Origin of the sequence: Pseudomonas sp. SIMBA_068 (assembly GCF_046534705.1) — a bacterium.
GTDB lineage: Bacteria > Pseudomonadota > Gammaproteobacteria > Pseudomonadales > Pseudomonadaceae > Aquipseudomonas > Aquipseudomonas putida.
The window spans coordinates 14,845-39,904 of record NZ_JAWRYI010000002.1; the positions used below are offsets into that span (position 1 = coordinate 14,845).

The 25,060-nt window shown below is 59.7% G+C and carries 21 protein-coding genes; 12 read left to right on the forward strand and 9 right to left on the reverse strand.

Translation table 11 applies throughout. The annotated features are described in order from the left end of the window. Positions 1-2 precede the first annotated feature (2 nt). The 11 genes from SB756_RS06170 to SB756_RS06220 all read left to right on the forward strand — a co-directional run bounded on the left by SB756_RS06170 (position 3) and on the right by SB756_RS06220 (position 14,753). Positions 3-2,270, forward strand: coding sequence for a hypothetical protein (locus tag SB756_RS06170; RefSeq protein ID WP_410910429.1), 2,268 nt, complete (start codon positions 3-5; stop codon positions 2,268-2,270). Positions 2,271-2,291: 21 nt separating this feature from the next. After that, positions 2,292-3,308, forward strand: coding sequence for a formylglycine-generating enzyme family protein (locus tag SB756_RS06175; protein ID WP_410910430.1), 1,017 nt, complete (start codon positions 2,292-2,294; stop codon positions 3,306-3,308). A gap of 84 nt (positions 3,309-3,392) precedes the next feature. Continuing rightward, positions 3,393-3,656 (forward strand): PAAR domain-containing protein, encoded by a 264-nt coding sequence (locus SB756_RS06180; protein ID WP_082422857.1) that lies wholly within the window; start codon positions 3,393-3,395, stop codon positions 3,654-3,656. Positions 3,657-3,729: 73 nt separating this feature from the next. Continuing rightward, positions 3,730-4,863, forward strand: coding sequence for a hypothetical protein (locus SB756_RS06185; protein ID WP_410910431.1), 1,134 nt, complete (start codon positions 3,730-3,732; stop codon positions 4,861-4,863). A gap of 19 nt (positions 4,864-4,882) precedes the next feature. Continuing rightward, complete coding sequence (locus SB756_RS06190) at positions 4,883-8,197, forward strand: ImcF-related family protein (protein WP_410910701.1); 3,315 nt, start codon at positions 4,883-4,885, stop codon at positions 8,195-8,197. Beyond that, complete coding sequence (tssA, locus tag SB756_RS06195) at positions 8,194-9,780, forward strand: type VI secretion system protein TssA (RefSeq protein WP_410910432.1); 1,587 nt, start codon at positions 8,194-8,196, stop codon at positions 9,778-9,780. The genes SB756_RS06190 and tssA overlap by 4 nt, the downstream gene beginning before the upstream one ends. A gap of 23 nt (positions 9,781-9,803) precedes the next feature. Then, positions 9,804-11,573, forward strand: coding sequence for a type VI secretion system baseplate subunit TssF (gene tssF / locus SB756_RS06200; protein WP_410910433.1), 1,770 nt, complete (start codon positions 9,804-9,806; stop codon positions 11,571-11,573). Then, complete coding sequence (gene tssG, locus SB756_RS06205) at positions 11,537-12,634, forward strand: type VI secretion system baseplate subunit TssG (protein WP_410910434.1); 1,098 nt, start codon at positions 11,537-11,539, stop codon at positions 12,632-12,634. Before tssF ends, tssG begins: the two co-directional genes overlap by 37 nt. Beyond that, the gene (gene tssJ, locus SB756_RS06210; protein WP_410910435.1) at positions 12,615-13,151 is read left to right on the forward strand and encodes a type VI secretion system lipoprotein TssJ; all 537 of its coding nucleotides are present in this window, start codon (positions 12,615-12,617) and stop codon (positions 13,149-13,151) included. Before tssG ends, tssJ begins: the two co-directional genes overlap by 20 nt. A gap of 4 nt (positions 13,152-13,155) precedes the next feature. Continuing rightward, positions 13,156-13,596, forward strand: coding sequence for a type VI secretion system baseplate subunit TssE (gene tssE, locus SB756_RS06215; protein WP_410910436.1), 441 nt, complete (start codon positions 13,156-13,158; stop codon positions 13,594-13,596). 20 nt (positions 13,597-13,616) lie between these two features. Next, on the forward strand, positions 13,617-14,753 hold the full coding sequence (locus tag SB756_RS06220; protein WP_410910437.1) for an OmpA family protein: 1,137 nt from the start codon (positions 13,617-13,619) through the stop codon (positions 14,751-14,753). Positions 14,754-14,861: 108 nt separating this feature from the next. Here SB756_RS06220 and SB756_RS06225 read toward each other — a convergent pair whose 3' ends face one another. Genes SB756_RS06225 through SB756_RS06240 form a run of 4 tightly spaced genes read right to left on the reverse strand, consistent with a single transcriptional unit; the run spans position 14,862 to position 19,430 of the window. Then, on the reverse strand, positions 14,862-16,535 hold the full coding sequence (locus tag SB756_RS06225; RefSeq protein ID WP_410910438.1) for an FAD-dependent oxidoreductase: 1,674 nt from the start codon (positions 16,533-16,535) through the stop codon (positions 14,862-14,864). Positions 16,536-16,577: 42 nt separating this feature from the next. Beyond that, positions 16,578-16,898 carry an NIPSNAP family protein gene (locus tag SB756_RS06230; RefSeq protein WP_016500295.1) on the reverse strand — a complete coding sequence of 107 codons (321 nt, stop codon included), beginning with the start codon at positions 16,896-16,898 and terminating at the stop codon, positions 16,578-16,580. Further along, on the reverse strand, positions 16,883-18,616 hold the full coding sequence (locus SB756_RS06235) for an FAD-dependent oxidoreductase (protein ID WP_341795996.1): 1,734 nt from the start codon (positions 18,614-18,616) through the stop codon (positions 16,883-16,885). The genes SB756_RS06230 and SB756_RS06235 overlap by 16 nt, the downstream gene beginning before the upstream one ends. A 4-nt stretch (positions 18,617-18,620) precedes the next feature. Next, the gene (locus tag SB756_RS06240; protein ID WP_341795995.1) at positions 18,621-19,430 is read right to left on the reverse strand and encodes a shikimate dehydrogenase family protein; all 810 of its coding nucleotides are present in this window, start codon (positions 19,428-19,430) and stop codon (positions 18,621-18,623) included. A gap of 152 nt (positions 19,431-19,582) precedes the next feature. Between SB756_RS06240 and SB756_RS06245 the strand changes: the two genes are divergently transcribed. Beyond that, entirely contained in the window at positions 19,583-20,353 is a 771-nt protein-coding gene (locus SB756_RS06245; RefSeq protein WP_341795994.1) for an IclR family transcriptional regulator C-terminal domain-containing protein, read from the forward strand. Between the two features lie 75 nt (positions 20,354-20,428). On the opposite strand, the gene SB756_RS06250 is transcribed toward SB756_RS06245, so the two are convergent. The 5 genes from SB756_RS06250 to SB756_RS06270 are packed head-to-tail and all read right to left on the reverse strand — an operon-like array spanning position 20,429 to position 25,056. After that, positions 20,429-21,472, reverse strand: a complete 1,044-nt coding sequence (locus SB756_RS06250; RefSeq protein ID WP_341795993.1) for an ABC transporter substrate-binding protein — start codon at positions 21,470-21,472, stop codon at positions 20,429-20,431. Beyond that, positions 21,469-22,605, reverse strand: coding sequence for an NAD(P)/FAD-dependent oxidoreductase (locus SB756_RS06255; RefSeq protein WP_341795992.1), 1,137 nt, complete (start codon positions 22,603-22,605; stop codon positions 21,469-21,471). Before SB756_RS06255 ends, SB756_RS06250 begins: the two co-directional genes overlap by 4 nt. Next, positions 22,602-23,960: an NAD(P)/FAD-dependent oxidoreductase gene (locus SB756_RS06260; RefSeq protein WP_341795991.1), complete on the reverse strand. Its 1,359-nt coding sequence runs from the start codon at positions 23,958-23,960 to the stop codon at positions 22,602-22,604. The genes SB756_RS06255 and SB756_RS06260 overlap by 4 nt, the downstream gene beginning before the upstream one ends. Then, complete coding sequence (locus SB756_RS06265; RefSeq protein WP_043201539.1) at positions 23,957-24,247, reverse strand: (2Fe-2S)-binding protein; 291 nt, start codon at positions 24,245-24,247, stop codon at positions 23,957-23,959. The genes SB756_RS06260 and SB756_RS06265 overlap by 4 nt, the downstream gene beginning before the upstream one ends. A 14-nt stretch (positions 24,248-24,261) precedes the next feature. After that, entirely contained in the window at positions 24,262-25,056 is a 795-nt protein-coding gene (locus tag SB756_RS06270; protein ID WP_341795990.1) for an ABC transporter permease, read from the reverse strand. Positions 25,057-25,060: the final 4 nt, after the last annotated feature.

Sequence of the window (25,060 nt, forward strand, 5' to 3'; positions counted from 1 at the left end):
AAATGAGCGGTGCGGATATCTCAGTAGCAGGAAACAGGATTTGCAAAAGTAAACCCGTTGTAGTGGCTCATCATCAATCGGTACAGTGTTATTTTTGTCCGGAAACCGAAGAGTTGGTTTTTATTGCTGACAGTGAGGCTGCAGAGTTTGAGGCGCATTGGAAGGAAATGCAGCAGTGCGTAAATGATTTTCATCAGGAAAAAATTAATTACTCCGTTGCAATTGAAGAATATGGAATTGCTGCAGAAACCACAACAGCGCCTGAGGCGTCATTTCATGACGCTGTAGTGCGAGCTGAGAAAAATTTGGAGCTGAAGCGAGAAAAGTTAAAAGAAAAAATTGGTGAGTTTTCTACTCAAGACATGAAATATAATGATGTTGTGGAGCTTGTTCCTGTTAGTGGTCAGTCTGCTAAAAGAAAAGCGGGTAAGAAACGAGCGCCTGTAGTTTATGTAAAAAAAGGTTACTACAGTAAAGGCAAGGATGGCAGAAAACTCCATACTGTGTCGTTGAAAAGTAGTGACAAAAAAGGCGGCGCTGAAAGTATCTTTGAGCGACGCAGTGATGGAAAGATTCGACGCATAGACGACAAGAAGCTTAAGAGGCAACTTGCCGGATTGAATTGGCCAAAAATAAAAATTGATCTGAAGGATGTTGTTAAATGGGCAGACCTTGGTTTTGATCCTGAGGCGCTGAGTATGGATTGTTCACTTTTTGACTGGGCAGATAGCTGGAATGCTGCCGCACAAGGTGAGGCAACGTGGGGGGATCATATTGACTTTGAGGGCGGAGCACAGTTTATGCGCTTTGTTTCCAATTTCGGCGCAAATGTTGAAATTGATCCACGTAAGCAACAATTCTCCATCAAAGGAGAGGGTGGCGGCAGCTTGACTGCGGCTGCCGGCATAGCGTCCTTTTCAATTTACGCCCCGGATCGCATCGGATGGGCGCTTACAGTTAATCCCTCTGATGAGAACGAGGTCCCGTTTGATTTAGGGATGATGCGCCTAAGTTTGAACGTTCGCTTGGCCGCATTTATTGGAGCGACGCTTCAGGTGGAGGCTCAATTCCAAGTGGTCAGTAGTGGTGACCAGCAAACCGTCATGGGCCAACCTGGTCGTTTGAGACGTTTCAGTGAAAGAAGAAGCCGAGCTTACGATTTTCATCAGCAGATGAACAGTGAAGATGAAGGGATAGAACTTTCGGCAGAAGCTTTTGCAGGTGCGAGGGCGGAAGGAACACTGACGGGATCACTGCAATGGTTAAAGCCGACAGCGGCAGGGGAAACAAATGGCGGTATACTGGAGACTACTGGAGAGTACGTCGATTTTTGTAAAATAGGACCCAGTATTGCAGGGTTGGCGGGGGTGGGTGCCGGCTTGAGTTTTCATTGTACTTTTATTAATGGGAAGTTTTGTTTTCATTTTGCAGCCTCTCTATGCAAAGGGGCGGGTGCCAAAGGTGGCTTTATTTGTGAGGTGGATGGCAATACCTTTCTGGAGTTTGGTGCTTGGTTGATTTATCAATTGAATGAAAGGAATTATGGTTTTTTTAGAGTTATGGATGAGGATGCATTTGAAGTGTATACGAAGTATTGTGTTATGCAAATGGAGGTCGTTGAAGCTAATGTATATGAGTATTACTCACTCGTAAAAAAAACAATTGAAAACATTGCAGACGATTTCACAAAACAGGTTGGTGAATTGGCTGATGAGACGAAGAAGAGTATTGATGCTTCGAGACGACGGAATCAGTTAGCTAAAAATGTTATCACTCGACAGTTGGATCTGTTGCGCTACACACCTGAAGCTAAGGGTATATTGCTTCACCTTCTAACGCGTCATGGTAAGTGGGATAATATAGATCCAGGAAACATCGGGTTTCTCGATCGCTACGGGGAACGAAAAGAGGCGGTGCTTTGTGTGCTCAGAAGTATTCAGAGCAAGCCGGAGTGGCATAAAGTATTGTCTCGTGTCAATGCGCAAGGGAATGGCCCATCAGAGGGATACGATGAGTTGGACGCCGTCGAGCGGCATGAGCGAAGCTTGGTAGACTTTCTTGAGTTAGGGAGGGATCGAGACAGAGAATTCTATGAAATAAAATATGAGCGAAGCGAATTGGCCATAATTTATGATCGGTTGAAGGAGTTTGGTTCTTCTGGTTATGCGCTCGCTATGAATGATACAGTCTATTATAAACTAAACGTTGGTCGTAATCCGAATTACCCGCGACGCTGCAAGTTTGGTCCTTGTAGTGCGGATATTGTCTGAGTAAACCTAATTGGAGTGGTCGTGAAAATTTTTAAGGTGTCTATATTTTGTTTGGTTTTTTTGAGTTTGTCAGGCTGTGACCAGTTGGCGAGCGGAGTTGATTATAAGGACCTCGGGATAACGCCGATAGAGATGAAGCATTTTGTCGAAGAAGTAAAAAGGGACTTGGTGTTTGTTGAGGGGGGTGAATATTTGATGGGGGATTATGGCTTAGAGTATGGGCCGGAGCAAATGTCTTATGATAGTGATGGAGATAGCCGGCCAGTACATAAGGTCAAGTTGAGTACCTTTTCTATTGCAAGATTTAAGATCTCAAATAAAGAGTTTGAGATGTATCTTAAAAGCAGTGGTCTTAAGTTGCGTTCTTTTGAAGTGGGGGGGATACAGGAAAAGTGGAGGAACATTAATTCTTTACCTAATTTGCCAGCGCATATGGACTGGTATGAAGCCGACCGCTATTGCAACTGGCTGGCTAAAGTGTCCAATCTTCCTTTCTCATTACCCACTGAGGCCCAGTGGGAGTACGCGGCACGCAGCCGCGGGCAGTTTTTGATGGTGGCCACTGATGACGGTACTTATAAGCAGACAAATGATGGTTTTACTAAATATGGGGGAGGGCCGAAAGGAATTAACATTTCTACTTCTCGAGATCGTAGGGAGTTTGCTAGACAAATGGGGTGGAGCACGAAGGGGCTCACGCCCTTGCCGGTAGACAGGTTTCCTCCCAATCCGTTGGGCCTTTATGCCATGTCGGATAATGGGCTGGAGTGGGTTAAGGATTGGTATGACGAAAATTATTATCAGTACTCCCCTGAAATTGACCCCCAGGGGCCGGAAACACCAGTGACCAAGGACTACTATGGCCGGGATACAAAAGTTACACGTGGTCAGGCATATGCCAATCCCAGTTGGGGAGGAGGAGTGAATGTGCACAGAACCCCTGAGAATCCGCATGGTTATGCATCCGAAGATAAGATGATTGTGTTGGGCGACAAAACGGCGAGGTGTGTTGTTAACAGTGACAATCGGATTGAGTAATGGTGGGCTCTAAATTTCAGGGGGTATTTAAACATAGGCTGCCTGAAAGGCGGGTGATGATCTTATTTTTGAGTGCTTAATGATATGCGCGGAGTTATTCGTGTTGGCGACAAACTGTCTTCGGGAGGCAAGGTACTTGCCGGCACCCGTGGATTGAAATTCATGCAGCTTGATGTCGCTTGCGTAGGTGATGCTGTTTTTTGTCCAATACCTGGGCACGGCGTGAATGAAATAGCAGAGGGGGATACAGGTTCGAAAGTTAAAGGTCGGCCCATTGCTTTAGACGGTCATTGCTGTTCCTGTGGTTGTGAGTTAATCACGTCGCTTCCTCAAGCAGGTAGGCTGTGAGATGGCAGTTGACCTGAACTCATTACCCGAGAGGCGATTGCTACCCCGGCAACCTCGGCACTGGCGGTGGGGTGTGGTCATCTTGCTTTGTTCGCTCGTAATTGGCGGGTTGATGGCCCTGCTTTGGCGGGTGGACAGTTGGCATACATCATTTTGGTTTTGGATCTGCGCATTATTAGGAGTTTTGATTACCGGGTTAGTGTTCTACGCACTGCGTTTGTTGGCGTACGAGAAACATCGAGATTATATAGAGAGTTGGAATGAGCGTCGCGATGAGTTGGAGCGGTCACTCATTCGGCGCGGCCAGCGTACGGTTGCCGTATTGGCCGTATCCTATTGTTCCGGGGCGGGTAATAATAAACTTGCTCAGGCCCTGCGTTTGGGTAGTAAGCCTCTCCAACCTATTTATCTGGAAGGACAAGCCTTGACAATGCGGTTGAGCCAATTAAAACCGTCGGTACAAAATCACTCAAAGTCCGAATACGCTAAGCGTTTACGTGGATTTTTACAAAAAGTTGTACGTGGGTTGGAGTCTGATTTAGAGATCGGGGCGCGCAGTCTTGCTGTGGATGTTCGTATCAGGCATAACCAAGTGCTTTGCAATGAAGAGCTTCTGTCTATTTGGTCTGCAGTTACCACCAACCACCGTTTAACTGATAACGTGGTCTTTGCAATGGACGATGATGGCGTAATGTGGCTGGACACTTGGTTGGATGCGCCGGAACGACATCAACTGTTAATGTCCGTTGAAATTAATCTTTTTCTAAACCCCGTTGCTGAACAGGCCGAGACCGTGACAGCTGTGTTGTTGGGCTCTTCGCAGTGGTGTAACACGCAAAAAATTGATTCGATCGCCCTGGTTCATCGCCCTGTCCAACTTGAGTGCGCTGGTCGCTCTATCAAGGATGCAGTTACGGATGCATTTCTTTGGGGGCAACTGCGTGCCGGAGAAGAAACGTACTTCAGTTGGCAGGCTCAGGTGCCTGGTGACGTTTTACGTGAGACAAGTATCGCTGTGAATGCAGCACGTTTCCCTTTCAACGTGGCCAGGTGTCATCGATTGGATGATTCGTTTGGTTTACCTGGATGTGCAGTAGGTAATGTCGCATTAATCGTTGCTAGTGAGTGTGCCAAGGCGGAGGACGGTCCGCAGGTGGTCCTGCTACACGATGCCTCTGCTCAAATTTTTATTGTCCGGCCTGCATGAGATCTTGAAATAGGGATTGATCGTGAAAAAGAAGAGAATCAGCGTCTGGATAGTGATCCTGTGTTTGCTCGTTGCGGGTGGGGTATTGATCTGGGTCGATAATCCCGTAGTGCAGGTGAGGAGTGAGACTGCACGCTTGCAATGGACAGCAGTGTTGTTGATCGGCTGTTTGATATTTCTCTTTCTCGATGGCGTCGGCGAATTGGCTATCCGAATGTTGGGCGCGAGAGATTTTATTGCTCTGATGGGACAAAAGCTCGGAGTCAACCGGACTCGTTCGACTGGCAGAAACGTGGTTTCTAATGCTGAGGATCCTTTCGGCGTACCCGAGTTGAGGGCGCATTTGAAGGGACGCTACGGCTTCTTCTGGCGGCGCAAAATTCGACTGTTGTTGGTGGTCGGTGAGTCTGAGCAGATCGAGGCGATTGCCCCTGGGTTGAGCGAGCAGCGTTGGCTGGAAGGGCAAAACACCGTGCTGCTGTGGGCCGGCAGCATCCAAGGTGAACCGCAAGACGCGTTGCTTTTGCAGTGGCGCGGCCTATGCCGCAACCGTGCGCTCAATGGGGTGGTCTGGGTGTTGAACAAAGACCAAAGCAATAACGTGAGCGCGATGAACGATAGCGTTCGTCGTTTGCAGAATCTGGCCAAAACCCTACGCTGCCAATTGCTGCTGCATGTGTGGCAGGTCTGCGACAGTATGTGGCCGCAGCACGCGCGCGAAATCGGAGCGGTAGGCTGCATGCTCCCGGTACCATTATCGCCAGTGCGGCTCGCCGACCACTTAGGCATGCTCGCACAACCCTTACGTGAGCAGGGTCTATCGCAGCTTCAAAAAGACTCTGATCATGATTTCTTGCTTCGATTGTCACGCGATGTTGCGACCGAGGGTGTCTCCGGATGGTGCGCTGCATTGTCCGCGCTGTTCCGGCGACGCGACGTTTGGTTGCGTGGAGTGTGGTTCAGCTTACCGCTGCGACTCCAGAACAACCTTCGCGTGGATCATCACTGGCCTGAAGACCCAGCATGGTCAGGGATCCTCAACGATCGCTCCGCCCGAGCCCGGCGACTGGGTTGGCACCCAGCCAGAGTCGCCTACGTTTCTGCGCTCGGCCTCGCTTTCATTTGGGGCATCGGCTTGCTGTTGTCGTTTGCGAGCAACCGTGCCGAGGTCGGTCAGATAGCGGCGGCGTACAGCGCTTTGCAGCAGCCTGTAGCAGGTACAGACACTAAACAGGCACTGGGTGAGCTGGTACGCGAACTCTCCCGCCTGGGCTACCGATCAGAACACGGCGCACCGTGGTATCAGCGCTTTGGCCTGAGCCGGACGCACGAGCTGCGTGAAGCGGTGTGGCCCCTCTATACGCAGGCCAATAACCAGCTGCTCCGTGACCCAGCCGTCGCTGAGCTGGAAAAACGGCTCAAGGCGTTGGTCAACTTGCCTCCGGCGAGCTCTCAGCGGACACAGCAGGCTTACATCTACCTCAAAGCCTATCTGATGCTGGCGCGCCCAGAAAAAGCCGATGCTGCTTTCCTGGCCGAGACCTTGGGCGCTGCCGAACCGACATTGTGGACATTCTACGGCCAGCATCTGCCCGAGCACCCTGACTGGGCGATCAAGGCCAATCTCAGGTTGATCGCCCAAACACGCCAGGTGCTGCTGCGTGAACTGGGTCAGCGAAACGCTGAAAGCAGCCTGTACCAGCAGGTCCTCGACACCGCGGCGAACCACTACCCGGCGTTGGGTTTGCAACAGCTGGTCGGCGACACCGATGCAAGCGCTCTGTTCGCCAGTGCTGAACAGGTCCCCGGTGTATTCACCCGCCAAGCCTGGGAAGGGCAGGTTCGTGCAGCCATTGAAGACTCGGCGCAAGCCCGGCGCGAAGAGATCGACTGGGTACTCAGCGACCACCCCAACGACATCGCCAAGGCGCTGAGCCCCGACCAGCTTAGGGAGCGGTTGACCACCCGCTACTTCCAGGATTACAGCAGTGCCTGGCTAACCTTCCTCAACAGCCTGCGCTGGCAGCAGGGCCATGGCCTGCGCGATGTGATTGCACAGTTGACGCTGGTGAGTGACGTGCGCCAGTCACCATTGATCGCCTTGATGAACACGTTGAGCTACCAGGGCCAGGCCGGCGTTCGTGGCCAGGCCCTGGCCGATTCCCTGATCGAATCCGCGCAGAAGCTGGTAGGGCAAAAAGCAGCACCGATCGTCGATCAACTTCCCCAAACACCCAGCGGCCCGCTCGATAGTACCTTTGGCCCTTTGATGGCGTTGCTGGGCAAGGACACTGAAGGGCGATCAGTCGATGGCCGCCTGAGCCTGCAAGCCTTCCTCACGCGGGTCACCGGTGTGCGCTTGAAGCTGCAGCAGGTGGTCAATGCGCCCGATCCCGAGGCGATGATGCAGGCCGTGGCACAGACGGTATTCCAAGGCAAAGGCGCGGACCTGACCGACACCCAGGCCTATGGCAACCTGATCGCCGCCAGCCTCGGCGCCGACTGGGGGCCAGCGGCCAATACGCTGTTCGTGCAGCCGCTGGATCAGGCGTGGCAACAGATTCTGCAGCCGTCGTCGGCCGGCCTCAACCGGACCTGGCAGCGCGCGATCGTCGATGAGTGGCAGGGCGCTTTCAGCGGCCGCTATCCCTTCGCCGTCACCAGCAGTGACGCCTCATTGCCCATGCTGGGGCAGATGATCCGCGCCGACTCCGGGCGGATCGAACAGTTTCTGGCACAGCAACTCACGGGGCTTCTGCGCAAGGAAGGCAGCCGCTGGGTGGCCGACGCGGGGCAGAGCCAGGGGCTGCGTTTCAACCCGGACTTTCTCACCGCGATCAACCAGCTGAGCCAGTTGGCCGATGTGCTGTACACCGATGGCGGTATGGGCTTGAGCTTCGAGCTGCAAGGCAAGCCTGTGCGTGATGTGGTGCAGACCACCTTCGTACTCAACGGTGAAAAGCACCACTACTTCAACCAGCGAGAAAGCTGGCAACGCTTTCGCTGGCCCGGGCAGGGTGATCATCCGGGTATCAGCCTGACGTGGAGCAGTGTTCATACCGGCGAACGTCTGTTTGCGGACTACCAGGGCACCTGGGGGCTGATTCGTTTGTTGGAGCAGGCCAACATCACGGCGTTGGATGACGGCGACAGTCGCTTCCGGGTCGTGCTGGATGCGCCAGATGGCCTGGGCCTGACTTGGCATTTGCGCACGGAGTTGGGCGAAGGGCCGCTGGCGCTGCTCAAGTTACGCGGGTTCAGCCTGCCGCGAGAGATCTTTCTGGTAGAGGGCCGTGATACCCCGCAGTACACGCACAATGGGGGCTTCGAATGAGCCTGAAAAGCCTGATCGAAAGCTGTTTGTCCACCAGCGAGCCACTGGTCATTGCCCGCAAACACAGCGAATCCTGGGAGCCTTGGCTAACGCCCATCAGCGGTGATGCACCGGTGGGAGAGGACCCGGGCTACGACGACGATTTCCAGCGCATGCGCGAAGAGGTCAACAAACTCTCCGGGGCGGATGTCGACCTTGTGGCCCAACTGGCGCAGAAGCTGCTCCAGCAGTCCTGCAAAGACCTTCGTGTTGCCACCTACTACCTGTGGGCACGCTTGCATAGGGACGGTGAGTCCGGCTTGGCAGATGGCCTGAGTTTGCTGGCGGCGCTGATGGAGCGCTATGCCTGCGACATCCTGCCGGCGCGTCCCAATAGCCGCAAAATGGCCCTGGAGTGGCTTGCCGGCAGCAGGGTCCTGGCAAGCCTGTCGCTGTACCCTCAGGTGGTCAAGGCTGAAACCGAGCGAACGGTGGCTGCGCTGGTGTGGTTGGAGCACGGCTGCAGCAACTGGCCCGCAGACCAGCGACCGGGGCTGGACGCCTTGTACGGCGCCCTCAGCAATAGACTCGCTATGTCGGGAGGTGTTGATGCAATCGTCCCGCAGACCAGCAGTGACTCACCGCCGAGAAGTAGCGCCCCTGGCCCGAGCGCATCACCCATCAAGTCCGGTCGCGATTTGCTGGACAGTGGCCGGGGCTTGGCCAGCTACCTGCGTGAACAACCAGAAGGTTGGCTGGCAGCGCATAGGCTGATGAAGAGCTTGCGTTGGGACACCGTGCATCAGGTACCGCCGCAAGACGCACAGGGCATTACCCGGCTGGCGCCCCCGCGCGGTGAATACCGCGCCCAGTTAAAACGCCTGCACGTGCAGCAACGCTGGAGTGAGTTGATCGACCAGGTCGAGCGGATGTATGCCGAGGGTGTCAACCATTTCTGGTTGGACCTGCAATGGCATCTGCATCAGGCCTTGAGCAAATCACCCCAACCGCAAGGTAGCTGGGCAGCCATCGTCAAACATGACCTGAACATGCTGCTGCAGCGCTTGCCTGGGCTGGACATGCTGTATTGGAACGATGGCTCGGCCTTCGCGGATGAAATCACACGCGAGTGGATCAACCAGCACGTCAGCGACAGCCGCTCCGCCCAATGGCTGCCTGCTGCAGCCTCGGCAACCACCACGGCAACCTGCGAAATCCTCGCGTTGGAACCTGAGGCACTGGCGCAAGCCGATGCTGAGGGTGTCGAGCAAGCGCTGGCGTGGCTTGCAAACCGGCCTGATACGCAGGCCGGGCGGCAACGCTGGTTGCTGCGCCTGCTGATGGCCCGGGTGGCCGAGCAGTACGGCAAGGCCGAACTGGCCATTCATTTGTTCACTGAACTGGATACCGCCGCGCACCACCACGCCCTGACCGACTGGGAGCCCGATCTGATCTTCGAGGTCAAGGCACGGTTGCTCAAGCTGCTGCGCTTGAAAGCCCAGCGCAACGATGCCGACCGGCCAGCACTGGCAAGGCAGATGGAACAGCAGTTGGCGGCGCTGGTAGCGATTGACCCGGTACGTGCTGCGGTGCTGTGCAGCTAACTCACATTGATCAGGACCCTGTTTTGAGTAAGGACAACCTAACCCTACGGTACTTCGATGCCGAAATGCGCTACCTGCGGGAAGCGGGTAAAGAGTTTGCCCAGGCGTTTCCCGACCGAGCGGCGCAGCTCAATCTGGGCAAGCCCGGAGCCGAAGACCCCTACGTGGAGCGCTTGTTCGAGGGCTTCGCATTCTTGATGGGGCGTCTGCGAGAAAAGCTGGACGACGACTTGCCCGAGCTGACCGAGGGACTGGTCAGCCTGCTGTGGCCGCACTACCTGCGCACCATCCCCTCGCTGGCCATCGTTGAGCTCATGCCTGATGTCAGCCAGATGAAAGGCAGCGAATCCATTGCCAGGGGGTTCCAGGTGCTGTCTCAGCCAGTGGGTCCGCAACGTACCCGCTGTCGCTATTGCACGACACAGGATTTGCCGCTTCAGCCGCTCACGCTTGACACCGTGCGTATTGATCACGAGCCTGATGGGCGTGCGGTGCTACGTTTGCGCTTCCTGTGTGGGGAGATGGCAGATTGGACCCGGCTGGATCTTGCTCAGATACCGCTGTACCTGAACGCTGATGCCGCATTGGCCAGTGCACTGCATCAAGCACTGACCTTGAAGGTACAGGCGCTGTATGTGCGCATGCCGGGCGAGGCAGAACGTCAGGTGCTTGAAGGCCACTTCAAGCCCAAGGGCTTCGCTGACGATGACCGCCTTTGGCCCAAAGGTGATAGTGCGTTCAGTGGCTATCAGCTGCTGCTTGAGTACTTCACCTTCCGCGAAAAATTCATGTTCGTGACGTTGTGCGGCTTGGAGTCGTTGTCATTGCCACTGAACGCTGCCTGGTTCGAGCTTGACGTCGTGCTATGTGAGGCATGGTCGCATGCCTTCACGCCCAACGAGGAGCACATCCGTTTACACGCGGTCCCCGTGATCAATTTGTTTCCACTGGACGCGGATCCGCTCAACCTGGATCCGTTGCAGAACGAGTACCTGCTTCGCCCGATGCGACTGCAGGACGGTCACACGGAAATCTATTCCGTAGACAGGGTGTCCGGTTCGAAGAACAGTATCCGTCAGGACTACGTGCCGTTCAGCAGCTTTCGCCACAAGGGTGGCATGCTCCGCGATGAGGCCCCGGAGAGGTACTTTCATACCCGCCTCAGGCAGGGCGCCAATGGCCTGCATGACACCTGGCTGATCCTGGGCGGGGAAGGCTTTGACAAGGATGTGTTGCTCAAGCGCAAAAGCCTGTCACTGCGCCTTACCGGGACCAATGGCCAGCTGCCGCGCAAGGCCCTGCGCAGTACCTTGCTCGATGCTGCCGCGCAGTCCACCCAGGCCGGGCTGCAGGTGCGCAACCTGACCTCACCCACGCTGCCATGCTACCCGCCGAATCGTGACCGTTTCCACTGGCGAGTGCTGAGCCATCTGGGCTCGAACTTCTTGCCCATGCTCAACAGTGCTGAAGTGCTGCGTGGCACGTTGGCCTTGTATGAGTGGACGGGTAGCGAAACCAATCGCCGTCGTTTGGAGGCCATCGTTGATGTCAAGCATCACCTTATCCAGCGATTCGAAAAAGGCTTCCTGCTGCGCGGCGTGGATATCGAGGTGACGATCGACAGTAATGGCTTTTCGGGGGAAGGGGACATCTGCCTGTTCGGTGAAATGCTCAGCCGGTTCTTCGCGCTGTATGCCGACATCCACTTGTGCACGCAACTGACGTTGATCTTGCAACCTACCGGGAGGTGCCTGCGATGGAGCGAACATCACAGTCAGCGTATTCCCGGCTGAAGGCTGAGGGGCTTTTAGATGTAATGGAGGGGCAGGTGGCGTCGGCCAATGTGTATCGCTTCTGTCAGTTGCTGGAGCATGTACTGGTCGATCAACCACCGTTAGGCAGTACCGCACACCCGGGGGATGACGGGGTCCGCTTTCGGCCCGACCCTGGCATGGGCTTTCCCGCGAGTGAGTTGAAGGCCATAGAATTCGACGACGCCTGTCCTGATCGCCCTATTACCGTACGCACGCGGCTACTGGGTTTGTATGGTGTTGATTCGCCGCTGCCCACGGCCTATCTGGACGACATTGCCCAGCGCCGTGAGGGCCATGAAGCGATCGAGGCGTTTCTCGATATCTTCAACCATCGGGTGTTCACCCAGTTCTATCGTATCTGGCGCAAGTACTCGTATCCCGCGACTTTTGAGGCGGGCGGGCGCGATGCGACCTCACAGTGCTTGCTGGGCTTGATCGGGCTTGGGGTACCGGGTACGGCCGAACGTATCGCCACACCGATGTCACGCTTTCTGGCGTTGCTCAGCGTAATGCGCTTGCCCACCCGCAACGCAGAGGGGATTGCCGCGTTGGTGAAGTTGCTGGCCCCAAGCACACAAGCATACGTAACCGGGCATTGGCCGCAGCGGGTTGTACTCCAACGGCTGGCCAGCCTCGCAATTGACAGCCCGGTCAGTCTTTCACAAGGCACGCCGCTAGGCGCTGTCGGACTAGATGCCAACAGCCAGTTGCGCCTGCTGCTGCATACCGACGACCCGGATGAAGCGCGTGAATGGCTACCTGGTGGTCGGCTGCAGCTCGACTTGCTGGTGCTGCTGGAGGTGTATCTCGGGTGGCGCTGTACGGCCAAGCTACAGCTGTCGATTCCGCTGCACCTGTTGCCGGCGCCGGTACTGGGCCGTACGCAAGTCAGGTTGGGAATGACTGCAGTACTGGGTTTGCCGACGGGCGAAGAGCCAGTGGCCCACCCCAACACCATCACTGTCAACCTGGGCCGATATCAAGGCCTGCAACTCAATCCTTGCAACAGGGAGGTACAGCATGTGGCGTACCGCTTCTAACCGCGTCACGGTCGTTGCGCTGGTGACACTGCTGGGCGGCTGTGGCCTCACCCAGAAGGTGGTGGACGGCACCACCTCCACGGCCCATGCAATTTTCTACAAGCAAGTCAAAACGCTGCATCTGGATTTTACAGGGCGGTCGGCGATGAACACCGCCAGTGTGGACATGAGTGGGCTATCGGTCCCGGTGTTGGTGCGTGTTTACCAGTTGCGCGATCACGAGGCACTGGGCAGGGCAACCTACGAGGATCTGGCAAGCCATGGCGAGCGGGTTCTGGGTGGCGACTTACTCAATGAAAAGGCCGTGGTGGTCAAACCTGGGGCGGCAGCTCAGCTCAGCACGCCGTTGCAGAGTGAGGCCCAATATATTGGCGTCATTGCCTTGTTCAGAAGCCCGGACAATGTGCAGAACGCGTGGCGTCTGACTTTGCAGCGTGCTGACCTGTACCCGGACAAGCCCAGGGTTATCGAACTCGGTGACAACCGGTTGAAGTTGCGCCCGCGTACCGAGGACTGAGCAAATGGTTGAACCAGGCCCTTCGCTTTACGAAACGCTGCTGCAGAATTTCAGCGGGGAGTTGGAACTGGAGAGGGTCACTGACGATGACCAGCTGACGCTTTCGGTTCTGGACAATCTTCAGCGCATTCTCAACAGCCGTGCGGGGACACTCGCCCATCTGCCGGACTATGGCTTGCCGGATATGGGGACGGTTTTACAAGGGCTGCCGGCCACGGCCCATGGCTTGATGAATGACATTGTGAACACGCTGCGCAGGTATGAACCGCGGCTCGCAGAGGTGCGCATCGGATTGCTTCCTCAGCTACAGCCGGGTCATCTGGAATACGCACTCGACGTGCTCATCAAGGGGGGTGGCCGGGTCACGTTTGGCACCACGCTTGCGCCTGAGGGCAGGGTGGTTGTGCGCCACCTGAAGCAGGAAGGCTATCTCTCCAAGCCATAGATCTACGACAAGGGGGCCACATGACGGCGCTTTTTGAAATGCGGGTTCGCCTGGGTGGGGACCCAGGCAGTTTTGATGAGTTCAGAGTGTTGCATGGTGAACTGGCCAAGCTTAACCACCCAGCGTGTCCCGACGTTGACTGGGTGAAAGTTGAAGCATTGTGCTTACGGCTCTTCGAACTTAACGGGGTAGAGTTGCAGACGGCAGCGTCCTTTGTACTGGCGCGCAGTTATCGTACGGGGCTCGCTGGTTTGACCGAAGGGGTGGCGCTGCTCTCTACAATCATGGACCAGTGGCCGCATTTGTGGCCCGTGCAGGCTTCAGCTCGCATCGATCTCATCGCCTGGTTGTTCGCTCAGCTACATCCTTTGATTCGAACAATGGACTGGGGAAGGTCCAACTGGTCGGCACTGAGTGAACTGACTGTTGAGCTGGGGCGGCTGGAGCACCGTCTGGAGCGACTTGGCCACGCACCTTTAGCTTCGCTTACGGTTTTCCGACACCAGATCAGCAATGTGGTGCAGCGGGTATCGGGAAGCAGGGATGTGACGATGCCGCTTCCTTTGCAAGCCTGGGCGCCGCGTGGTGAGCCAGTGGTCAGTCCTCAGATCGGGTCTGTTGTTTCGGTGCCGCCGACCTACACATTTGTAGTCGAGCCTTCAGTACAGAAGCGCGCTTTGTTGCCGTGGTTGCTGACATTGACGGTCAGCAGTGTCTTTGTGGGTTGGCTAGGCTGGCAAGAGTGGGCATCCAGGAAAGCCAATGAGCCCCGCACGCCTGAGCCGATCCAGCTCGACAGTTTGAATCTGTTCGACCCTGGCAGTGCAGAACTCAAGCCCGGTTCCACCAGGCTGCTGATCAACGCACTGGTTGACATCAAGGCCCAACCGGGTTGGCTGATCGTTATCTCCGGGCATGCGGATGCGCGGGGTGATGCCGTCAAAAATCTTGAACTGTCCCGAGCCCGAGCCTCTGCCGTGCGCGACTGGATGCAGCGTATGGGGGATATTCCAGACAGTTGTTTTGCTGTGCAGGGCGTGGCAGCCAGCCAGCCGGTTAGCAGCAATGACACCCTCGATGGTCGAGCAGAGAATCGGCGTGTGGACATCCGAATAGTGCCGCAAAGCCATGCGTGCGAGGAAATGGTAGAGCGATGATATTCAGATAGAGCCGCGTAGTGAAAGTGACCATTGAGTGAGAAGCGAGACAGCCTCAAACCAGAGAAAATCAACGTGATCTCTGGAGCAGCTTGAGTGGCTTGTTGACTATGAACTACTCAATGCTTTTCCAGCCACATATCCAAAAGTCATCCCCGGCCCAAGGGTAATACCCCCACTCGGGTAGTACCCGCCCATCACGCTGTGCATGTCGTTACCCACTGCAAACAGCCCGGGTATCGGCTGCCCCGCGTGGTCCAGCACGCGGGCCGAGGCGTCGGTGCCCAGCCCGGCGAAGGTGCCAAGGCTGCCTGGCAGCAATTTCACCGCATAAAACGGCCCCTTCAGCAACGGCCGAAGCGACGGGTTGGGTGCCTGCTGCGGTTCGCCCTGGGCCCGGTTGTAGGCTGACGCGCCGCGTTGGAAGGTGGGGTCTTCACCTTGTGCCGCAGGGTGGTTGAAGCCTTCCACCGTGCGCTGCAACTGCGCGGCATCGATCCCACAGCGTTGCGCAAGCTGCGCCAGCGTAGCGCCGCTGTGCAGGTAGCCACAGCGTTGGTAAAAGCGGGTGGGGAAGGGAAACGGCTTGGCCCAGCCGATGCCGTAGCGGCGTTGCGCGGCGTGGTCGCAGATCAGCCAGGCTTCAGGTGGCTCGCCTTGCGGCGTGGCAGCGAACAGTGCGTTCATGAAGTCATGGTAGCAATCGGCTTCGTTGACGAAGCGCCGGCCATCGCGGCGCACGGCGATGAAGCCGGGTTTGGCGCGGTCGATCAGGTGCGGGAAATGGCCGAAGGTACCATCTTTGCGTGGTACCCGCGAAACCGGTGCCCAGGCACCGGATTGCGCCAGCTTGGTACTTACCAGGCCACCGGCCTGTTCACCCAGGCGCAGGCCGTCGCCGCTGTTTTCTTTGGGCGCTGCAGAGTAATGCCGGGTGCCATCCGGCGCATGAGCCATCAATTGAGCGATGCGCTTGCGGTCGTGCGGGAAGCCGCCACAGGCCAGCACCACACCCCGGCGTGCGTGAATCGCCTGGCCATCGGCAAACAGCGCGCCGCTGACCCGGCCTTCCCCCAACAGGCGGCTGGCCGGCTTGTCGGTCAGCAGCGTCACACCCAGGTCCAGGGCGCTGCGCAGCAGGCGTGCCACCAGTGCGTTGCCGTTGACCAGTTGCTGGCCGCGTCGGTGCAGCAGCAGGTCGCGCCCGTGGCGCAGCAGGCGTTTACCTACATGCAACGCTGCCTTGGGCGATTGTGTGGCATTGAAAAAGGCGGCCATGTCGGCGCCGCCGGCAATGCCCATGCCGGCCAGGCTGACGATGTCCAGCGGCGGGCGCAGCTTGTGCAGCCAAGGCCCGAGCAGGCGGCCGTCGTAGGGCAGTGCGCACAGCGAACGGCCGCCGTTTGCGCTGCCGTCACCTTCGCGCATGTCAGGCATGCGGCTACCGGATTGAAACTGTACAGCGGTGTGCTGTTGGAAAAACGCCACCATTTCGGGGCCGTGGCGCAGGAATGCACGCTGGCGTGGGTCCAGCTCGTGCGTATGGGTTTGCGCACGCAGGTAGCGTTCTGGGGCATCGTCGTTTTCGACGATGCCTTCGGCAACGGCCAGCGGGTTGCGCGGAACCCACAGCCAGCCCCCCGACCAGGCGCTGGTGCCGCCCAGCTGGCTGGCTTTTTCCGCAACGATCACGTGCAGGCCGTGATGCGCGGCGGTAACGGCGGCCGCCAGGCCAGAGGCACCGGAACCGATGACGAGTACGTCGCATTCGAGGGGTTGCATGCAAGGGTTCCGCTCAGGCGTTGGTAGGAGATGGCTTACGGTTTACTGCAGCGGCGAAAAGCCGGTGGGCCGCATCAGCCGCGATTGCAGGCGTACTACTGCCGCCAGTTCGCGGTTGCGTCGGGAGAATTCCGCCCAGCGCGGGTCGGCTGCCATCGCGGCGCGGCGGGCGATGCGCTCGTCGAGGCTGGCATAGCCCCAGATGTGCACCACCTGGTTGACGTCGCCGAACTCGCTGGTGAAAAAGCCCACCAGGTTACCCAGGTGCTCGCTTTGCACTTCCAGCGCATGGCTTTGGTACAGGGCCAGCCAGTCGGCCATTTTCAGAGGGTCGAGGGTGTAGGTTCTCAGTTCGTAGTACATGCCGGGGTCTCCGTTTGGGTGGCCGGCGCCTGCAGGCGCGCGGTGATGTGGTTGGCAGCGAGCCAGCCGAAGGTTAGGGCGGGGCCCAGGGTGATGCCGGGGCCGGGGTAGGTGCCTTTCATCAGTGAGTTCATGTCGTTGCCGACCGCATAAAGGCCGGCAATTGGCTGGCCGTCGCGGTTCAGCACGTTGGCCTGGGCGTCGGTCACCAGGCCGCAGGCCGAACCGAGGTCGCCGGTGTGGATACGGATGGCGTAGTACGGCCCGCTGGCAAGCGGCGCCAGGCATGGGTTGGGGGTGTGCTGCGGGTCGCCCATGTAGCGGTTGTAGCTGTTGCCGCCTTTGCCGAACGCGCGGTCGATGCCGTTGCAGGCGTCGGCGTTGAATTGCTCCAGGGTGTGCACGAATACCTGCGGGTCGACTCCGATGGCCTTGGCCAAGGCTTGCGGTGTTGCCGCCTGATACAGGTAACCGGCGTCGATCAGCGCCTGGTTGTTCACCGGTTTTGGCCGCGCCAGGCCCAGGCCATAGCGGTTCATGGCCTCGGCGTCGCAGACCAGCCAGCAGCTGGAAAGGCCGTTGGCGAACATGGTCTGCACGAAGTGGTGGTAGGAGTCGGATTCGTTCACAAAGCGCCGCCCGGCCGGGTTCACCGCGATCACGCCGGGTTTGGCGCGGTCTGTAACCAGATGCGGGAAGCGCTCACGCTCGCCACTGGCGTGGCGCAGTTCGGAAACCGGCGCCCAGAAGAAGTTGGCCGCCAGGCCCTCGCCCTGCGCTGCCGAAACAGCCCGGCCAAGGCGCAGGGCAGCGCCGTCGTTGGCAGCGGGTGACATGGTCAGGTGCGGTGCTTGCTGGGCTGGCCGGTAGCCAGCGGCGAGTGCGCCCGCCGCGAACCCGCCCATGGCGCACACCACACCGCCGCGGCACAGTACCCGTTCGCGGCGCCCCTCGTGCTGTACCACCACGCCCGTGACCGCGCCCTGTTCAACGATCAGTTCCAGGGCCTCGCTGCGCAACCACAGCTGTGTGCCATGGGCAAAGGCGCTGGTGGCCAGGCGGGCGATCAGTGCGTTGCCGGTAGTCAACCGGGTGCCACGCGGGTGCTGCAGGCGGTCCCGTGCGTAACGTGCCATCAGTTTAAGGCAATGCCACAACGACCTGGGCGAGCGGCGAATGCTGAGGAAATGCTGGATATCCACGCGGTTGACCATCATGCCGCCGAACAACAGCATGCCGGGCGGTGGCATTTGCAGGTCCTTGAAGCGTGGGCCGAGGTGCTTGCCGTCGTACTCGACCATTTCCAGCGCCCGACCAAACTGGGTGGCGCCAGGGGCATCGGGGTAATAATCCGGGGAGTGCGGTCGAAGGGCGTAGCGCAGCTCGGTGTGCTGTTCCAGCCAACGCAGTGCCTGGTGGCCATGTTCGATGAAGGCGTCCGCGAGGGCAGGGTCGTAGCCGTCGCCGATCACATGTTTGAGGTAGGTGCGCATGGCCGCGGGTGAATCCTTGGCCCCCGCGGCGCGGGCTTGATCGGTGCCGTACAGCCACACCGCGCCGCCGGATATCGCCGAGGTGCCGCCAAAACGTTCGGCCTTTTCCACTACCAGCACCTTCAGCCCGCGGCGAGCCGCCGTGGCGGCGGCGGCAAAACCACCGGCGCCGCTGCCCAATACCACCAGGTCAAAGCTGTGTTGTATGTGTTCAAGAGTGGCCATGGCCTCAGATCTCCTGCGGCGTCACGCCCATGAAGGCGCCAAGGTGGCCGAGTTGGGCGAAGGCCATTTCCGGGCCGGTCTGGGTCGCGCAGCCTACTTGCCGGGCGCGGTTCAGCAGCGGGGTGATTTCGGGCGAAGTGACCACGTCGGCGACCAGGGTGTCTGGCTGCAACGTGGCCAGCAGGGCAGCGGACAACGGCAGTTCTGCGCCTGTGCCCATGCCGACCGGGGAGGCGTTGGCCACCAGGTCGAAGTCTTCCAGTCCACTGAACTGCGTGCTGACCGAAAGCCCCGGGAAGGCATTGCCGAGTAGTTCGCACACAGCGCCCATGCGCGCTGTGCTGGGGTCGCTGAGGGTAATGCTGACGATACCTGCCTCGCCCAATGCGTAGCTGATGGCACTGCCAACCCCGCCGCAACCGATCACCAGCGCCCGTTTACCCGCCGGGTCAAAGCCATGCTTGCGCGCAGCACCGAGGAAGCCGGCGCCGTCTACGTTGTCACCCAGCAGGCGCCCGTCGCGCTCGCGACGTATCACATTGACCGAACCCAAGGCAGCCGCACGTTCGCTCAAACCATCCAGGCGGCTGGCCAGGGCCTGCTTGTACGGCACGGTGACCACGCACCCGCGCAGGTTCTGCCAGCCGCGCAGGCTGTCGGCAAAGCTGCCCAGCGCGGCTTCGTGCAGGTCGATGGGCAGCATGGCGACGTTGCAGTTGTTGTTGGCGAACCAGGTGTTGAAGTTCTCGGGGGACTTCACCTGGGCAATGGGCGAACCGACGATGGCAACCAGTTCAGTGGAACCACGAATCATGCTGACCTCCTTATTGATGTTGTTGTGAAGGCAAGCGTGATGCAGAGGTGGAAGAGCAACAATGCGTTGATCGGGCTTTTGATGCGATAATCGCAACCATGATCCGGTTATCGCAGTAATCGGCTGTTTTTTTCCACTTGCGAGTCGTAAAGATGAACACGCCCGCCATCCACCCCCGCGATTTGATCGCCGGCTTGCAGAAAGGCCTGGCCCTGATGCAATTGTTCAGCGCTGAGCAACCGCGCCTGAGCGTGCCGCAGGCGGCCAGGTTGTCTGGCCTTACGCCGAGTGCCGCACGGCGTTTTTTGCTGACTTTGGTGCACGAGGGCTTTGCCGAAACTGACAGCCGCGAGTACTGGCTGACGCCCAAGGCTTTACGTATTGGCCAGGCGTACGTGGACTCGGCGCAGCTGCCGCGCATGCTACGGCCGATTGTCGAGCAGGTTGCGCGCCAGACCCAGGAGCATGTGTCGGTGGGTACCCGCGATGGTGACGAGATCATCCACCTGGTGCGCAGCCGCTACAGCCATGTGGCGTCGTTGTCGATCAGGCCCGGTTCGCGGGTGCCAATGTATTGCACGGCCGGCGGGCGGATCTGGCTGGCCTGGCTGGGTGAGGGGGAGCGAGGTGAGTACTTTGCACGCAACCCGTTGCGGGTGTTGACGCCCTACACGCTCACAGACCGGGCACAGCTGGAGGCGGAATTGCACCGGGTGAAGGGGCAGGGCTTCTGTATTGTTGACCAGGAATATGAAGTCGGTATGCGGGTGCTGGGTGTACCGTTGCTGGACCGTGCCGGGCAGTTGAAAGCGACGCTGACCATCACGACTCATGCCTCGCGGTTGAGTGTTGATGAAATCCGCATGCGTTATTTGCCGCCACTGTACGAGGCGCAGGCGCTGTTGCGGCCAGTGCTGGATTGAGGCGCCATGCGGGCGGGGTGACGGTGCCCGCTGGCCGGCACCTGGGGCGCCGGGAGCGGGCCAGGGGGCCTCGGCCTATCGCTCGATCTGGCGATTCCAGCGGGCGTTCCATTCCGGGCGCTGGGTGTTGACCTGGTCCCAGTCGATGGTCACGGCAGTTTGCAGGTAGGTCTGCATGGCTTCGACCTGGCCACGGGTTTTGTCGCTGGTCGGCGTGTTGGGGTTGGACGGGATCTGGTCACCCAGTTCCAGTGCCGGTGCCTGCGCCTCAGGGCTGAGCAGGAACTCGGCAAGCTTTTGCGCCAGCTCCGGCTGGTCGTTGTTGGCGGTGACGCATTCGGCCTGGTTGAGCACCACGGCGCCTTCCTTGGGCGCGGCGTATTCCACCGGGATGCCCTTGAGCTTCAGCGCCGTCACCTGGGTAGGGGTGAGCGGGAACAACGCGGCCTCATCGGTTTGCACCATTTCCGAAAGCTTGGCCGAGTTTGGGATGTACTCCAGCACGTTCGGGCCAACGTTCTTCTTCCAGGCCGTGAAGCCCGGGTTGACGTCGGTATCGCTGCCACCGTGCAGGCGGTTGTACATGAGGAAACCGTGCAAGCCGAAGGTGGATGACGCCATCGACTGGAACACCACTTTGTCCTTGAAGCGCGGGTCGGCCAGGTCGTTCCAGGAGGTGGGTGTTGCCCAGCCTTTTTCCTTGAACAGGCGGCTGTTGTAGGCAAGCCCGGTCACACCCAGGCTGACGGCGGCAGCCTTGTCCTTGATCAGGGCCTTCTCCGGCAGCTGGGCGAGCGTCGGGTTGGGCTTGAGCGTGCTGCACAGGCCCATGCCGATGGCGCGGTACATGATGCCGTCATCCAGCACCATCACGTGGATCGACGGCTTGTTCGGCGTGGCCTGGACCTTGGCCAGGATGTCGGCCGAAGTGCCGGGAACGATCACCACTTTCACCCCGTTGGCCTTCTCGAACGAGGGCAGGATGTTGTCGCTGAACAGCCGCTCCATGGTGCCGCCGTTCATGCCCAGGTACAGCGTGGGTTGCGCCATGGCGGGCAGGCAGGCGAACAGGCCAGGTACGGTGCAGAACAGGGCGAGCAAACGTTGCTTGTGCGTCATGACAGGTTTTCCTTGTAGTGGTGGCTGGGCTGAAAACGGTTGATGGAAAAGGCCGCCAGGCTGATGGCCGGCGCGCCATGAAGGACGCATTGCGCCAGGGCTTCCCCGGCTGCCGGGCCAATCTGAAAACCGGCGCCGGCAAAGCCGAAGCCATGCAGCAGGCCGGGTTGGCGCAGGCTGGGGCCGATCACGGGTTCGTCATCGGGCAGGTAGCCTTCGGTGCCGCTCCAGGTGCGAATCGCCTGGGCGCCGGCCAATGCCGGGTACAGCTCGGTGGCATTACGCAGGATGTCGAGCACTGCGGCTTGCCCCGGGCGGGCGGTGGTCGGGGTCAGGGCAAAGCCACGCCCACCGCCCAGCACGCAGTTGCCGCGCGCCACCTGGCGGGCGTAGATACCGCCGCCTTCGACCCCGGTGCTGGCGGTCATGAACAGCGGCAGTGGCTCGGTGACCAGCATGGCCGGGTGGGCCGCCGTCAGCGGCACCGCTTCGCCGAAGTACTCGGCCAGTTGCGCCGACCAGGCACCGGCGCAGTTCAGCAACCAGGGCGCCCTGAAGCACTGGCCTGTGCTGGTGCGCATGGTGAAGCGCTGGCCGTCGTGGTCTACCTCCAGCACTTTGCATTGTTCGTGCAACTGGGCGCCGCTGTGCCGGGCCGCCTGGGCGAAGGCGGGTGACACCAGGCGCGGATTGGCATGGCCGTCTTCGGGGCAATATGACGCGCCGACGGCGATATCGCCCACCCAAGGGAAGCGCTGGCGCAGTTCGCGGTGCTCCAGCAGTTGCAGGCGCAGGTCAAAGGCCTGGGTCCGACGGGCATAAGCCTTCAAGGCGTCGAAGTCGGTTTGGCTGCGTGCCAGCTTCAGGTGGCCGCTGCGGGTGTACTCGCCGTCGATGCCGATCCACTCGCGCAACTGCCCCCAGATGGCATGGGCACGCATCGACAATGGCAGCTGGGCCAGCGAGCGGCCTTGGCGACGGACCCCGCCATAGTTCACCCCGCTGGAGTGCGAGCCGCAGAAGTCACGTTCAAGCAGCGCCACCTGTTTGCCACCGCGGGCCAGGGTCAATGCAGCGCTGCTGCCGACGATGCCACCGCCGACAACAATGGCGTCCACCTCGATCCACTTCATGGCTTGATCTCCAGGCCGAAGGGCAGGGGCTTGACCGGTGCCTGGCCACGCAGGCGCCCGACCTGGTCAATGGACCGACCGCTTTCGCAGGCAATCAGTTCGGCGGCGGCGGCCCCGCACACACGGCCCTGACAACGGCCCATGCCGACCCGGCACATGGCTTTGACCCGGTTGATTTCCCAGTGCCCGGCGCGCACGGTGGCGCGGATTTCGCCAGCGCTGACCTGTTCACAGCGGCACACGGTCAACGGGTCCGGGGCCTGCCGAGCCCATTGCTCGGGGAACGGAAAGGCCTGTTCCAGGCCCTGGCGAAAGCGCTGCAGGGTAGCCAGGCGTTTTTCCAGCTGATGCTGGCGTTGCGGGTTGCCAGGTTTGCCGAGGTCGGCCAGCAGCGTCAGGGCGGCCAGTTCACCGGTCATTTCGGCGCCGTCGGCACCGAGGATGCCGGCGCCGTCGCCAGCCAGGTACACACCGGGGCTGCTGGCGCGGCCCTGGGCGTCACGTACCGGTAGCCAGGCGCGGTTGATGGTGTTCCAGGCAAACTGGCAGCCCAGCAGGTCCGCCAGTTGGGTTTCGCTGCGCAGGGCGTGGGCGAATGCCACGGCGTCGCACGGCAAGGTGTGTTGTTGGCCATTGCGCGACCAGCGTACGGCGCTGGCGCGTTGCTCGCCTTCGATGCCCAGCAGGGTCACCCCCTGATGCACCGGCACGCCTTTGCGGGTGAGCCAGGCGCGGTAGTACAGGCCCTTGGCAAAGGTGCCCGGCTGCAGCAACAGGCGCGGCAGGGCGCGTACCTGGGCGCTGAACGGCGAGGTGTCGAGCACTGCGCTGACAGTGGCGCCGGCCTTGGCGTACTGGTAGGCCACCAGGTACAACAGCGGCCCGGTGCCAGCCAGCACCACCCGCTCGCCGATGGCGCAGCCCTGAAACTTCAGCGCGATCTGCGCGGCGCCCAAGGTATACACCCCGGGCAAGGTCCAGCCGGGGATCGGCAACACGCGGTCGGTAGCGCCAGTGGCGACGATCACCCGGTCGAATGCCAGGCGGTCGGCCAACTGGCCCTGCTGCAAGGTGTCCAGTACTTGCTGCTCGGCATTCCACACCAAGGTTTCCGGCCGGTAGTCGATCTGCTCGCGCAGTTGTTCAAGGGTGTTGTGCAGGGCCCGGGCCTTGTCCGCCTCGAAGCCGTACAACGCTTTGGCCGAGCGGCGAAAGTTGGCCGGCTGCTGGCGGTAGATCTGCCCGCCGCCACGGCTGGCTTCGTCCAGCAGCACTGGGCGCACGCCATGGGCCACGAGGGTTTGCGCGGCGCGGATGCCGGCGGGGCCGGCACCAATGATGACGGTTGCGCTCATGGCTGGCGCCCCGGTTCGCGGGTGACACATTGGCCCGGTTCCAGAAAGGTCGAGCAGGCGCGCACCCGGCGGCCGTCCTGCAGGCGTACCCAGCAGTCCTGGCAGGCGCCCATCAGGCAGAAACCGGCGCGCGGTTCGGCGCTGAAGTCGCTGCCACGCAGGTGGGTGGCGTTGGTGAGGATGGCGGTCAGCAGAGTGTCGCCGTTCATGCCTTGAGCCGGTTGGCCGTCGAGCAGGAAGGGCAGCGGCTCGCGGTCGTGTTCGGCCACGCGCTTGAACAGCGGCATAGGGGCATTCCTTGTCATTGCTTGCCCACCAATACGCGGTCCAGGCCATACACGCGGTCCAGGGCGATCATGGTCAGGGCGGTGACGGCAATCACCAGCGCCGAGACGGCGGCCATCATCGGGTCGATGGACTCGGTGGCGTATACGTACATGCGCACCGGCAGGGTCTGGGTGGCAGGCGAGGTGACGAAGATCGACAGGGTCACTTCGTCGAAGCTGTTGATGAACGCCAGCAGCCAGCCACCGGCCACGCCGGGCAGAATCATTGGCAGGGTGACCTTGCAGAACAGCGTGATGCGCCCGGCGCCCAGGCTTTGCGCGGCCTGTTCGGCGCTGCGGTCGATGCCGATGGCGGCAGCCAGTACCAGGCGTAGCACGTACGGAGTAATGACCACCACGTGGGCGAACACCAGCCAGGTGAAGCTGCCATTGACCCCAAGCAGGGCGAACAACCTCAGCAAGGCCACACCCAGCACCAGGTGCGGGATGATGATCGGCGACAGCAGCAGGCCGTTGACAAAGCCCTGGCCAGGGAAGCTGTAGCGGGTCAGCGCCAGGCCCGCCGGCACGGCGATCAGGGTGGCCAGCGAGGCCGCCAGGGCGGCGAGTTTCAGGCTGGTGTAAAACGCGTCGAGGAACTCGGCACGCTCGAACACAGCGCTGAACCAACGCAGCGAGAAGCCGGCAGTGGGCAGGCTCAGGGTGTTTTCCGGGGTGAATGCCACCAGGCACACCACCACCAGCGGGGCGAGCATGAACAGCATCACCAAGGCATGAAAAGACAAGGCCAGCGGGCCGTTACGGGTCATCGGT

Excerpts from the sequence above, each read along its gene's own strand:
- SB756_RS06265 (WP_043201539.1), bottom strand. The coding sequence starts at position 24,247 with ATGCCGCTGTTCAAGCGCGTGGCCGAACACGACCGCGAGCCGCTGCCC.
- tssE (WP_410910436.1), top strand. The coding sequence starts at position 13,156 with ATGGTTGAACCAGGCCCTTCGCTTTACGAAACGCTGCTGCAGAATTTC.
- SB756_RS06230 (WP_016500295.1), bottom strand. The coding sequence starts at position 16,898 with ATGTACTACGAACTGAGAACCTACACCCTCGACCCTCTGAAAATGGCC.
- SB756_RS06220 (WP_410910437.1), top strand. The coding sequence starts at position 13,617 with ATGACGGCGCTTTTTGAAATGCGGGTTCGCCTGGGTGGGGACCCAGGC.
- SB756_RS06180 (WP_082422857.1), top strand. The coding sequence starts at position 3,393 with ATGCGCGGAGTTATTCGTGTTGGCGACAAACTGTCTTCGGGAGGCAAG.
- SB756_RS06225 (WP_410910438.1), bottom strand. The coding sequence starts at position 16,535 with ATGCAACCCCTCGAATGCGACGTACTCGTCATCGGTTCCGGTGCCTCT.
- tssG (WP_410910434.1), top strand. The coding sequence starts at position 11,537 with ATGGAGCGAACATCACAGTCAGCGTATTCCCGGCTGAAGGCTGAGGGG.
- SB756_RS06270 (WP_341795990.1), bottom strand. The coding sequence starts at position 25,056 with ATGACCCGTAACGGCCCGCTGGCCTTGTCTTTTCATGCCTTGGTGATG.
- SB756_RS06235 (WP_341795996.1), bottom strand. The coding sequence starts at position 18,616 with ATGGCCACTCTTGAACACATACAACACAGCTTTGACCTGGTGGTATTG.
- SB756_RS06240 (WP_341795995.1), bottom strand. The coding sequence starts at position 19,430 with ATGATTCGTGGTTCCACTGAACTGGTTGCCATCGTCGGTTCGCCCATT.
- tssJ (WP_410910435.1), top strand. The coding sequence starts at position 12,615 with ATGTGGCGTACCGCTTCTAACCGCGTCACGGTCGTTGCGCTGGTGACA.
- SB756_RS06255 (WP_341795992.1), bottom strand. The coding sequence starts at position 22,605 with ATGAAGTGGATCGAGGTGGACGCCATTGTTGTCGGCGGTGGCATCGTC.
- SB756_RS06260 (WP_341795991.1), bottom strand. The coding sequence starts at position 23,960 with ATGAGCGCAACCGTCATCATTGGTGCCGGCCCCGCCGGCATCCGCGCC.
- SB756_RS06250 (WP_341795993.1), bottom strand. The coding sequence starts at position 21,472 with ATGACGCACAAGCAACGTTTGCTCGCCCTGTTCTGCACCGTACCTGGC.
- tssA (WP_410910432.1), top strand. The coding sequence starts at position 8,194 with ATGAGCCTGAAAAGCCTGATCGAAAGCTGTTTGTCCACCAGCGAGCCA.
- SB756_RS06245 (WP_341795994.1), top strand. The coding sequence starts at position 19,583 with ATGAACACGCCCGCCATCCACCCCCGCGATTTGATCGCCGGCTTGCAG.
- SB756_RS06170 (WP_410910429.1), top strand. The coding sequence starts at position 3 with ATGAGCGGTGCGGATATCTCAGTAGCAGGAAACAGGATTTGCAAAAGT.